Consider the following 11501-nt stretch of genomic DNA (forward strand, 5'->3'; position numbering starts at 1 on the left):
CCGCTGGACGCCAGAACTCGACGCCCGGCGACTCGCCGCGAAGGCGGGGCAATGGACCGCTATGCCGCGCTTGGGGGGATTCATCTTCGCGGCGTGATCCAAGTCACAGGTTTGCGCAGGTCAGCGGCGTTCACCGGAAGCGGTCAACCGGTGACGGAAGGTGTGGCCGGTTTCCTGTTACACCCTCTGGTGTCTTCGGTCGAGAGCTGTAACACTGGCCTCATGTATGGCAACGACTTCTCCGCGCCGGACGATGCGCCCGGCGGTGGCCTGCTCGGCGAGGTCGAGGCGGCGGAGGTGGCGCTGCGGGAGGCCGCCGCCCGGGCCCGGCGCGGCGGCCCCGCCCCCGAGGAGGACCTCGAGGCGTACTTCGTGGACGTGATCGACGCCGACCAGAAGATCGAGCCGCGCGACTGGATGCCCGAGGCGTACCGCAAGACGCTGATCCGGCAGATCGCCCAGCACGCGCACTCCGAGATCATCGGCATGCAGCCCGAGGGGAACTGGATCAGCCGGGCCCCCTCGCTCAAGCGCAAGGCCATCCTGCTGGCCAAGGTGCAGGACGAGGCCGGGCACGGTCTCTACCTCTACGCCGCCGCCGAGACCCTCGGCATCAGCCGTGACGAGCTGGTCGAGCTGCTGCTCAACGGCCGGCAGAAGTACAGCTCGATCTTCAACTACCCGACGCTGACCTGGGCCGACGTGGGCGCGATCGGCTGGCTGGTGGACGGCGCGGCGATCGTCAACCAGGTCCCGCTCTGCCGCTGCTCCTACGGGCCGTACGCGCGGGCGATGATCAGGGTCTGCAAGGAGGAGTCGTTCCACCAGCGCCAGGGGTACGAGATCCTGCACACCCTGGCGCACGGCACCCCGGGCCAGAAGGCGATGGCCCAGGACGCGGTCGACCGCTGGTGGTACCCGTCACTGGCCATGTTCGGCCCGCCGGACGGAGACTCGACGCACTCGGCGCAGTCGATGGCCTGGAAGATCAAGCGGTTCTCCAACGACGAGCTGCGCCAGCGCTTCGTGGACATGTGCGTGCAGCAGGCCGAGATCCTCGGCCTCACCCTGCCCGACCCGGACCTGCGCTGGAACGACGACCGCCGGGCGTACGACTACACCCAGCCCGACTACGACGAGCTGATGCAGGTGATCAAGGGCAACGGGCCGTGCAACCGGCAGCGGATGGAACACCGCCGCCGCGCCCACGCCGATGGCGCCTGGGTACGCGAGGCCGCCGCGGCGTACGCCGCCAAGCGGGCAGAGCAGAAGGAGAAGGTCGCGGCATGACGGAGCAGTCGCCTCTGTGGGAGGTCTTCGTGCGGGCGCGGCGAGGGCTGTCGCACACCCACGTCGGCAGTCTGCACGCCCCCGACGCCGAGCTGGCCCTGCGCAACGCGCGCGACCTCTACACCCGCCGCCAGGAGGGCGTCTCCATCTGGGTGGTGCCGGCGGGCGCGATCACCGCGTCCAGCCCGGACGAGAAGGACGCCTTCTTCGACCCGGCCGCCGACAAGGTCTACCGCCACCCCACCTTCTACGAGGTGCCGGACGGGGTGGCCCACCTGTGACCGCCTCCTTCGACTTCGTGCTCTCCCTCGGCGACGACGCGCTGATCGCGGCGCAGCGACTCGGCGAGTGGACCTCCCGCGCGCCCGAGATGGAGGAGGACATCGCGCTGGCGAACATCGCCCTCGACCAGCTCGGCGCGGCCCGCCTGCTGCTGACGTACGCGGGTGAGCTGGAGGGCGCCGGCCGGGACGAGGACGCGCTGGCGTACCTGCGCGACGACCGGGAGTTCCGCAACTGCCTGCTGGTCGAGCTGCCCAACGGGGACTTCGCGGTCACCATGGCGAAGCTGTTCTTCCTGTCGGCGTACCAGCTGCCGCTCTACACCGCGCTGGCCGGTTGCTCCGACGAGCGGCTGGCCGCGATCGGGGCGAAGGCGCGCAAGGAGTCGGCGTACCACCTGGATCACAGCGCGCTGTGGGTGAAGCGGCTCGGCGACGGCACCGACGAGTCGCACCGCCGGATGCAGGCCGCGATCGACGAGGTGTGGCCGTACACCCATGAGCTGTTCGCGGCGGACCCGGCGGCGCCGGTCGACCCGGCCACCCTGCGGGCCGAGTTCGACGCCACCGTCTCCGCCGTGTTCGACGAGGCGACGCTGGCCCGGCCGGCGGCCGGCTGGACGCCCGGCGGCGGCCGGGACGGCGTGCACACCGAGCACCTCTCCTTCCTGCTGGCCGAGATGCAGGTGCTGCACCGGGCACATCCGGGGGCGAAGTGGTGAATCCGAGGGAGGCCGCGGCGGCGGTGGTGGACCCGGAGATCCGGGTCATCACCATCGACGAGCTGGGCATCCTGCGGGCGGTCGAGCAGGACCCGGCGACCGGCCGGGTGGTCGTCACCATCACCCCCACCTACACCGGCTGCCCGGCGATGGACGTGATCCGGGCGGACATCCGCCGGGCGCTCGCCGCCGCCGGCCACCCGGACGCCGAGGTCCGCACGGCCTACAGCCCGGCCTGGAGCACCGACTGGATCTCCGACCGCGGCCGGGCCAAGCTCGCCGCCGCCGGCATCGCCCCGCCGGCACCGGTACGCGCCGGCACCGTCGTGCCGCTGACCCTCGCCGTCCGGTGCCCGCGCTGCGGCTCCGCGGAGACCGAGCAGGTCAGCCGCTTCGGCTCCACCGCGTGCAAGGCCCTGTGGCGCTGCCGCTCCTGCTCCGAACCCTTCGACCACCTGAAGGCGCTGTGACTGTCACCATCACCCGTCCGGTCCGTCGCCGGCCGGCCTTCCACCCGCTGAGCGTCGCCGCCGTCGACCGGCTCACCGACGACTCGGTGGCGATCACCTTCGCCGTGCCCGAGGAACTGCGGGAGACCTTCGCGTTCTCCGCCGGCCAGCACCTGACGGTGCGGCGCACGGGTGCGGACGGGGAGGACGTGCGGCGGTCGTACTCGATCTGCTCCACCCCGGCGGAGCTGGCGCGGCACGGCCGGCTGCGGATCGGGGTGCGGGAGATCCCCGGCGGCGCCTTCTCGGCCTTCGCCTGCGGCGCGCTGCGCGGCGGCGACACCGTCCAGGTGCTGCCCCCGCTGGGGCACTTCACCACGGCGTTCGCGCCGGACCGGGTCCGCCACTACGGCGCGGTGGTCGCCGGTTCCGGCATCACCCCGGTGCTCGCGCTGGTCGCGACCGCGCTGTCCGTCGAGCCGGCCAGCACCTTCACCCTGGTGTACGGCAACCGCACGGCGAACACGGTGATGTTCGCCGAGGAGCTGGCCGACCTGAAGGACCGCTTCCCGACCCGGCTGCACCTGGTGCACGTGCTCTCCCGCGAGCAGGGCGAGTCGCCGCTGCTGTCCGGGCGGATCGACGCGGACCGGCTGGGCCGGCTGCTCGACACCATCGTGCCGGGTGACGCCATCGAGGAGTGGTTCCTCTGCGGCCCGTACCAGATGGTGGTGGACGCGAAGGCGGTGCTGACGGGTCGGGGGCTGCCGGACTCGGCGGTGCGCACCGAGCTGTTCCACGTCGACGCGCCGCCGGGGCCGGTGCGCCGCCCGGCCGATGAGCCCGGCGCGGGCGCGGAGGTGACGATCATGCTGGACGGCCGCTCGTCGAGCTTCACCATGGGCCGCGACGAGCGGGTGCTGGACGCCGCGCTCAAGGTCCGCGGCGAGCTGCCGTACGCCTGCAAGGGCGGGGTCTGCTCCACCTGCAAGGCCAAGGTCGTGGCGGGCGAGGTGACCATGGCCCGCAACTACGCCCTGGAGCCCGACGAGGTGGCGGCGGGCTACGTGCTGACCTGCCAGTCCAGCCCGACCACGGACAAGGTCGTCGTCGACTACGACGCGTGACCCGCCGACCGGCGGCCCTCGGCGTACCCGTCAGAAGAACGCCAGCGGGGTGGTCGAGGCCCCCGAGGCTCCCGTCACGGGCAGTGGAGGGGCAGTGAGCAGGAACTCCCAGCGGTCGAGGCGGGCGCAGGTGGCGGCGAGGTCCTCCAACCACCACAGCTCGCCGATCGTCAGCCCGAGGTCGCGGATCAGCCGGGAGTGCAGCGGGTAGGTGACGTCGTACGGCTTCTCGAAGGGCGTGACCTCGAACGTCCGGTTGTCCAGGGCGACAGCGGCGACCTGGTGGGTGTAGATCCAGTCCACCGTGGTGACGGAGAGCCCGGCGTGGTTGCCGGTCCAGTACGGGGTCTTGTCCTCGAGAGAGTAGAACCAGGGCAGCTCCCCGGTCCGGACGAGCAGGATGTCACCGGTGCGGACCTCGACGCCCTGCCGGGCCGCGCACGAGTCGAGCTGGTCGGTGGTGATGGCGTGGCCCGGTGACAGCCGGTCCACGCCCTGGTCCCGGGGCAGATCGAGCAGCACCCCCCGGCCGACGAGCCGGTCGGCGAGCAGGTGCGTGGAGCACCGCCGAGCCCCGCCGGCGGCGCCGACCGTGCCGATCCAGAAGCCGTTGTACATCGTGTCCTGATGGAAGGCGTGGCTCAGCCCGTCCCAGTGAGTGGCGCTCTGCAACGGCATGGCCAGGTGGTCGTCGGCGCCGTAGAAGCCGCCCGCCGCGCGATCGGGCACCAGGCCGGCGACGAGGTCGGCCCCGGTGAGCCAGTGGGTGTGCACGACCGAGGGTCGGGACGGGTGGACCGGCATCTCTTCGCCGATCGGGATGGCGCAGCCGACCACCTCGCCGGTGACCACGAGCCGGGTGGCGGCGCGCAGTCGGTCGGCGGTGATGAAGTTGGTGGTTCCCCGTTCGTCGAGGTCGCCCCAGCGGCCCCAGTTGTGCGGGACACGGTCGTTTCGGCGGCCGATGACCTTGCCGTGCTCATCGACGCGGTAGGTCGGCGGAGCCCATCCCCGTGACCAGTCCTCCACGATCCCTGCCTCTCACCATCAAAGCCATGTTGATGGTCGGAACCTACCAGCTATCGCTAATAGCCGGTAAGGTCTGGTCGTGACTGAATCCATCCGGGGGCAGCGGCCGGCGGCACCCGAGCCGCTCCGCTTGGTCCAGGACTTCGTCAACACCACCTGGCTCCGTACCGGCGAGGACGTGCTCACCAGCCCGGCGGCGCTCGGCGAGTGGCTGGCCACGCGCGGGCTGCTGCCGGCTCCGGGGGAGGTGAGCCGCGCCGATCTCGCACTGGCCATCGAGGTGCGCACCACGCTGCGGGAGTTGCTGGCGCGGGAACCCGGCCGGTCTCCGGCCCGCCCGTTGGCCGCGCTGTCGCTGCGGCCCGAGATCGACGAGCACGGCCGCCTGGGCTGGATGCCGTCCGGCGAGGGCGTGACCGCCGCGCTGACCCGGATCCTGATCGCCGCCTGGGAGGGCGACCGGTCCGGCGGGTGGGAGCGGCTCAAGCTGTGCGCTGCCCCCGACTGTCGGTGGGTCTTCTACGATCCGTCCCGCAACCGCTCGGCCACCTGGTGCAACATGGCGGTCTGTGGCGCGCGCGCGAAGTCCCGGGCCTACTACCACCGCAGACGCGCCGCCGATCACCCCGCCGCCGGCTGACACCGGCCGCCACGCCACCACGTCGCCGCATCGATGCCGGCGCGGTGCCGAGGCACGAATTCCCGTCGTGTCGACTGGTGCGGGCCGGCACATCAGGTGAGCGGTGGCGCCAGGTCACAGCGGTGGGCACGGTGGAATGCGGGCCGGACCGGCGACGTAGGCTCAGAGCCGTGACAGCGAACCGGGAGATCGACGACATCCTGCAGCGCGGCGCGGACGGCGGGCGGATCACGCCCGAGGAGGCCTTGCTGCTCTACACCGAGGCGCCCTTCCACGCGCTCGGCGAGGCGGCGGACGCGGTACGCCGGCGGCGCTACCCCGACAACATCGTCACGTACCTGATCGACCGCAACATCAACTACACCAACGTCTGCGTGACGGCGTGCAAGTTCTGCGCCTTCTACCGTGCCCCCAAGCACAAGGAGGGCTGGACCCACCCGACCGAGGAGATCCTGCGCCGCTGCGGCGAGGCGGTCGAGCTGGGCGCCACCCAGGTGATGCTCCAGGGTGGCCACCACCCGGACTACGGCGTGGAGTACTACGAGGAGCTCTTCTCCTCCGTGAAGCAGGCGTACCCGCAGCTCGCCATCCACTCGATCGGGCCGAGCGAGATCCTGCACATGGCCAAGGTCTCCGGCGTCAGCCTGGACGAGGCGATTGCCCGGATCAAGGCGGCCGGGCTGGACTCGATCGCCGGGGCCGGCGCGGAGATGCTGCCGGACCGCCCCCGCAAGGCGATCGCGCCGCTGAAGGAGTCGGGCGCGCGCTGGCTCGAGGTGATGGAGCTGGCGCACCGGCAGGGCGTCGAGTCCACCGCGACCATGATGATGGGCACCGGCGAGACCAACGCGGAGCGGATCGAGCACCTGCGGATGATCCGCGACGTGCAGGACCGTACCGGCGGTTTCAGGTCCTTCATCCCGTGGACGTACCAGCCGGAGAACAACCACCTCAAGGGCCGTACCCAGGCCACGACGCTGGAGTACCTGCGCCTGGTGGCGGTGGCCCGGCTGTTCTTCGAGACGGTGCCGCACCTGCAGGCGTCCTGGCTGACCACCGGCAAGGACGTCGGCCAGCTCGCCCTGCACATGGGCGTGGACGACCTCGGCTCGATCATGCTGGAGGAGAACGTCATCTCCTCCGCGGGCGCCCGGCACCGCTCCAACCTGCACGAGCTGATCGGGATGATCCGTTCCGCCGGCCGGATTCCGGCGCAGCGGGACACCCTCTACAACCGGCTGGCGGTGCACCGGACGCCGGCCGACGACCCGAGCGACGACCGGGTGGTCTCCCACTTCTCCTCGATCGCCCTGCCGGGCGGCGGGGCGGGGAAGTCGCTCCCGCTCGTCGAGGTCAACTGACCCCCCACCGGCACGTCCCGCGACACTCCGGTCGACCGTCGGTGACCGTCCCGCCAGCAGGGACGGTCCACCGAACGGTCAGTCAATAGTTGTCGAAGGGCGAGTTTCGGCTGCCCGTTCGCGGGAGGGCCGTCTCCGGCCGCCGCCAACAAGCCCCATCAATTCGGGCATTCCTTAAGTGACTCTTAGGCGTGCAGGTAGTGAAGGGGCGGCGCGGGGGGTGGCGTGGATGATCGTGGATCGCTAACGTGCGCGCTCGTACGTTTCCTTCACCCCACGGGGGGCTTCTTCCATGATCTTCCGTAACCGGCCGCTGGTGCGGCTCGGTGCTGCCGCGCTGCTCGCCACCGGTGCGTTCACCGTGCTCGGCACGCCCGCCCAGGCCGCCGGCACCGAGACGGACCTCTCGCTCGACGTGGTGGGCACCCGGGTTGCCGACAAGGCCAGCTACAAGGTCGGGTTCGCCAAGGTGACCAACAAGGGCGAGAACACCCCGTCCGAGCTCTCCGTCCGCGCCGAGTTCTCCAAGGTGGACTGGACCAAGGTCGGCGTCATCCCCGCCGTCGATGACCCCGAGTGCGCCCTGGAGGGCAGCAACGAGCAGCCCACCGCCATCACCTGCGCGGTTCCGACGGCGGAGCTGCCGGGCGCGGGCGAGACGCTGGACGTGCCGGTCTTCCTCATCAAGCTGGTCGACTCCCTGGACGAGGCGTACAGCGCCCCGGTGAGCCTCACGATCATCTCCGCGGACGACACCGACAAGTCCAACAACACCAAGACCGTCACGGTGGAGTTCACCAAGGAGAGCGGCGCGGACCTGACCGTGCTGGCCGACGACGTGAAGAACGCCGTCACGGTCAAGAACGGGAAGATCCAGGCGACCGGTGACCTGCACGCGGGCGACACCGCGCAGCTCATCTACACGGTGTGGAACCAGGGCGACCTGGCCACCGCCGGCCTCACGGTCAAGGTCAAGCTGCCCAAGGGTGTGACCTTCACCGAGCTGGAGCCGGAGTGCGGTTACAAGGCGGACCGGGCCGAGCTCCTCTGCACCTACGCCAACCTCCCGTTCGTCCCGCAGGAGCAGGACATGAAGGACGGTGACAACGTCACCGCCGGTGGCCGCTTCTACCACCTGCTCACCGTGGGCGAGGACGTGGAGGCCGGCGCACTGACCGGTGGCACCGTCGAGGTCGAGCCGATCATGCCGGCCAAGGGCGTCACCGCCCAGTCGACCGAGATCAAGAACGTGCCGGAGAACATGACCCCGATCAACGGTGACGACCTCGACGCCAGCGACAACACCGACGGCTACGCTGTCGTCGTGGCCGCCGCGGGCGGCTCCGGTGGCGGCATCGGCGACGACGAGGGCGACGGCGGCCTGCCGGTGACCGGCGCCAAGGCCGGCCTGCTCGGCGGCGTCGGTCTGGCCGTCCTCGCCGCGGGTGGGGCGATGTTCCTGGTCGCCCGTCGGCGCCGGGTGGTCCTGGTGACCCCGGGCGACGAGAAGCCGAACGTCTGACGGTCGTCCTCCATCGGCCCATGAGGGCCGTTCACATAACGCACGGCAGCAGGGGCGGGATGGGCAACCATCCCGCCCCGACTGTGTCCGGCCCCGCCCGGCCACCCGTCGACCACCGGCCCACGGTCGGCTGGCAGAGTGGAGGGGTGAGCCGTACCCCGCAGGGCCAGCGCGCCAGCCTGGACAAGCAGCCGCACGAGGTCGCCGCGATGTTCGACGGCGTGGCGGCCCGCTACGACCTGACCAACACCGTCCTCTCCTTCGGGCAGGACCGGTCGTGGCGGCGGGCCACCCGGGCCGCGCTCGGCCTGCGCCCCGGCGAGCGGGTGCTGGACGTGGGCGCGGGTACCGGCGTCTCGACCGAGGAACTGGCCCACTCCGGTGCGTACGCGGTGGGCGCGGACCTGTCGCTGGGCATGCTGCACGCCGGCAAGCAGACCCGCCCGCGGGTGCCACTGCTGGCCGGGGACGCCCTCCGGCTGCCCTTCGCCGACGCCAGCTTCGACGCGGTGACCATCTCCTTCGCCCTGCGCAACGTCAACGACACCAACGCGGCGCTGCGCGAGCTGGCCCGGGTCACCCGCCCCGGCGGCCGGCTGGTGGTCTGCGAGTTCAGCACCCCGGTCAACCCGGCCTTCCGGACGGTCTACCTGTCGTACCTGATGCGGTCGCTCCCGGCGGTGGCGCGGAGGGTCTCCAGCAACCCGGACGCGTACGTCTATCTCGCCGAGTCGATCCGGGCCTGGCCCGATCAGTCGGCCCTGGCGGCGCGGATCGGCGCGGCCGGCTGGGGACGGGTGGCCTGGCGCAACCTCACCGGCGGCGTGGTGGCGCTGCACCGCGCGATCCGCGACTGAGCGGGCGGCCGGTACTCGGCCAGTAGCCCACTTTTCGTGAATATCCGCTTTTGGTCCACTTTGCCCCGTAGGCTCGCGCCATGACGGGACGAGAGCAGGCGGCCGCGCCGGCGGCCACCGACGACGACGCCGCGGAACTCATCGCGCAGCTGAAGGAGCTGGCCGGCGCCGATCCCGCGGACGTCCGTCAGGTGGTCGCCGAGGTGCTCGCCGCGCTCGACCGCGCGGCCGGCGGCGCACTCCGCGAGCATCTGCCCGAGACCATCCGCGCCGATGCCGGGCTGAACCCGGTCCGCCCCGCCCGCCCCTGAGGTCGAAGTGGACCGCGACCGGCACGTTTCCGGGAAGTTAGGTACCCCTCACCGGCTAAGGGTGTAACCCCGGTCATAGACTCCAACCCGATCGGCTTGTGAAGCATTTCACGAGCATGCGGGAGGAGGCGCAGATGACCGCGGTGGAGAACGACGCCGACGTGATCGTCGTGGGCGCCGGTCCCGGAGGATCGGCGACCGCGTACCACCTGGCTCGACACGGCGTGCGTGTGCTGCTGCTGGAGAAGACCGAGTTCCCCCGGGAGAAGGTCTGCGGCGACGGGCTGACCCCGCGCGCCGTCCGGCAGCTCATCCGGATGGGCGTGGACACCTCACCTGAGGCCGGCTGGCTGCAGAACAAGGGCCTGCGGGTGATCGGCGGCGGGGTACGCCTGGAACTGGACTGGCCCGACCTGGCCAGCTTCCCCAACTACGGCCTGGTCCGCACCCGGCTCGACTTCGACGACCTGCTCGCCCAGCGGGCGGTGTCCGCCGGGGCGAAGCTGCGCACCAGCGTGAACGTCGTCGGCCCGGTGCTCGACGCGGACGACCGGGTGATCGGCGTGCAGGCGGAGGTCGGCCCGGAGAAGGAGACGGCCACCTTCCGCGCCCCGCTGGTGGTCGCCGCGGACGGCGTCTCCGGCCGTTTCCCGCTCTCCCTCGGGCTGGCCAAGCGGGAGGACCGGCCGATCGGCGTGGCCGTCCGCCGCTACTACCGCTCGCCCGCCAAGCACGACGACGACTACCTGGAGTCGTGGCTGGAGCTGCGCAGCAAGGACAGCGGCGACAACCTGCTCCCCGGGTACGGCTGGATCTTCGGCCTCGGTGACGGGCGGGTCAACGTCGGCCTGGGCGTGCTCAACTCCTCCTCCGCCTTCGGCAAAACGAACTACCGGCGGCTGCTGACCGACTGGCTGGCCAACACCCCCGAGGACTGGGGGATGACCGACGAGTCGAACGCCGAGGGCCCGATCCTCGGCGCGGCGCTGCCGATGGGCTTCAACCGGGTGCCGCACTACACCCGCGGCGTCCTGCTGGTCGGCGACTCCGGCGGCATGGTCAACCCGTTCAACGGCGAGGGCATCGCGTACGCGATGGAGTCCGGCGAGCTGGCCGCGGAGATCGCGGTGCAGGCGCTCGCCCGGCCGGCCGGCGCCGAGCGGGAGCGGGCGCTGATGGCGTACCCGCAGGAGCTGAAGGCCCGCTTCGGGGGCTACTACCGGCTCGGCGGCATCTTCGTGAAGCTGATCGGCCGTCCGGAGATCATGCGGATGGCCACCAGGCACGGCATGCCCCACCCGACGCTGATGCGCTTCGTGCTCAAGCTGCTGGCCAACCTGACCGACCCGCGTGCCGGCGACGCGATGGACCGGGTCATCAACGCGATGACGAAGGTCGCGCCAGCCGTCTAGACCACCGCTTTCGGGCCGGCGACGACCCGGGTGCGGACAAAGATCGACCCCCCGCTGACGCAGGTCAGAGGGGATGTGAATAGTGTGATTTTCGTCAAGCACCAGGGGCAGGGGAAGGACGAGCAGGAGAAAAGATGTCGCTCTCGCCTTACGCACCGATCATCGGGCTGTTCGCCCTCGCCGCGGGGTTCTCGCTGTTCTCCGTGGGCGCCGCCCGCTTCGCCGGTCCCCGGCGCTTCAACAAGGCCAAGCTCGAGGCGTACGAGTGCGGCATCGAGCCGAGCCCGCAGCCGGTCGGCGGTGGCCGGTTCCCGGTCAAGTTCTACCTGACGGCGATGCTCTTCATCGTCTTCGACATCGAGATCATCTTCCTCTACCCGTGGGCGGTCTCCTTCGACGCCCTGCCGATCTTCGGCTTCGTGGAGATGGTCATGTTCATCGTCGCGGTCTTCGTCGCCTACGCCTACGTATGGCGGCGCGGCGGCCTGGACTGGGACTGA

Annotated in this window: 13 protein-coding genes; 12 read left to right on the forward strand and 1 reads right to left on the reverse strand. The window is 71.1% G+C overall.

Annotated elements, in window-relative coordinates:
- Positions 1 to 222: 222 nt before the first annotated feature.
- The 5 genes from paaA to paaE are packed head-to-tail and all read left to right on the forward strand — an operon-like array spanning position 223 to position 3869.
- Positions 223 to 1290 carry a 1,2-phenylacetyl-CoA epoxidase subunit PaaA gene (gene paaA, locus I8N68_RS06310; RefSeq protein ID WP_200208882.1) on the forward strand — a complete coding sequence of 356 codons (1068 nt, stop codon included), beginning with the start codon at positions 223 to 225 and terminating at the stop codon, positions 1288 to 1290.
- Positions 1287 to 1571: a 1,2-phenylacetyl-CoA epoxidase subunit PaaB gene (paaB, locus tag I8N68_RS06315; protein ID WP_091081942.1), complete on the forward strand. Its 285-nt coding sequence runs from the start codon at positions 1287 to 1289 to the stop codon at positions 1569 to 1571. Before paaA ends, paaB begins: the two co-directional genes overlap by 4 nt.
- Complete coding sequence (gene paaC, locus I8N68_RS06320; protein ID WP_200208883.1) at positions 1568 to 2293, forward strand: 1,2-phenylacetyl-CoA epoxidase subunit PaaC; 726 nt, start codon at positions 1568 to 1570, stop codon at positions 2291 to 2293. Before paaB ends, paaC begins: the two co-directional genes overlap by 4 nt.
- Positions 2287 to 2763 carry a 1,2-phenylacetyl-CoA epoxidase subunit PaaD gene (gene paaD / locus I8N68_RS06325; RefSeq protein ID WP_200208884.1) on the forward strand — a complete coding sequence of 159 codons (477 nt, stop codon included), beginning with the start codon at positions 2287 to 2289 and terminating at the stop codon, positions 2761 to 2763. The genes paaC and paaD overlap by 7 nt, the downstream gene beginning before the upstream one ends.
- Complete coding sequence (gene paaE, locus I8N68_RS06330; protein ID WP_200208885.1) at positions 2760 to 3869, forward strand: 1,2-phenylacetyl-CoA epoxidase subunit PaaE; 1110 nt, start codon at positions 2760 to 2762, stop codon at positions 3867 to 3869. Before paaD ends, paaE begins: the two co-directional genes overlap by 4 nt.
- A gap of 30 nt (positions 3870 to 3899) precedes the next feature.
- Here the strand turns inward: paaE and I8N68_RS06335 are convergent, their stop codons facing one another.
- Complete coding sequence (locus tag I8N68_RS06335; protein WP_200208886.1) at positions 3900 to 4898, reverse strand: cyclase family protein; 999 nt, start codon at positions 4896 to 4898, stop codon at positions 3900 to 3902.
- 79 nt (positions 4899 to 4977) lie between these two features.
- Between I8N68_RS06335 and I8N68_RS06340 the strand changes: the two genes are divergently transcribed.
- The 7 genes from I8N68_RS06340 (at position 4978) to I8N68_RS06370 (ending at position 11501) form a co-directional block, all read left to right on the forward strand.
- Complete coding sequence (locus tag I8N68_RS06340) at positions 4978 to 5538, forward strand: CGNR zinc finger domain-containing protein (protein ID WP_200208887.1); 561 nt, start codon at positions 4978 to 4980, stop codon at positions 5536 to 5538.
- A 170-nt stretch (positions 5539 to 5708) separates the two neighbouring features.
- Positions 5709 to 6899, forward strand: coding sequence for a cyclic dehypoxanthinyl futalosine synthase (gene mqnC / locus I8N68_RS06345; protein ID WP_200208888.1), 1191 nt, complete (start codon positions 5709 to 5711; stop codon positions 6897 to 6899).
- A 292-nt stretch (positions 6900 to 7191) separates the two neighbouring features.
- Positions 7192 to 8421, forward strand: coding sequence for a hypothetical protein (locus I8N68_RS06350; RefSeq protein ID WP_200208889.1), 1230 nt, complete (start codon positions 7192 to 7194; stop codon positions 8419 to 8421).
- Positions 8422 to 8567: 146 nt separating this feature from the next.
- Entirely contained in the window at positions 8568 to 9278 is a 711-nt protein-coding gene (locus tag I8N68_RS06355; protein WP_200208890.1) for a demethylmenaquinone methyltransferase, read from the forward strand.
- 80 nt (positions 9279 to 9358) lie between these two features.
- Positions 9359 to 9589 carry a hypothetical protein gene (locus I8N68_RS06360; RefSeq protein ID WP_200208891.1) on the forward strand — a complete coding sequence of 77 codons (231 nt, stop codon included), beginning with the start codon at positions 9359 to 9361 and terminating at the stop codon, positions 9587 to 9589.
- 134 nt (positions 9590 to 9723) lie between these two features.
- On the forward strand, positions 9724 to 11001 hold the full coding sequence (locus I8N68_RS06365; protein ID WP_200208892.1) for a geranylgeranyl reductase family protein: 1278 nt from the start codon (positions 9724 to 9726) through the stop codon (positions 10999 to 11001).
- A gap of 134 nt (positions 11002 to 11135) precedes the next feature.
- Complete coding sequence (locus I8N68_RS06370) at positions 11136 to 11501, forward strand: NADH-quinone oxidoreductase subunit A (protein WP_200208893.1); 366 nt, start codon at positions 11136 to 11138, stop codon at positions 11499 to 11501.

This window comes from Micromonospora coerulea, assembly GCF_016598485.1.
In the GTDB taxonomy this organism is placed as follows: Bacteria; Actinomycetota; Actinomycetes; order Mycobacteriales; family Micromonosporaceae; genus Micromonospora; species Micromonospora coerulea.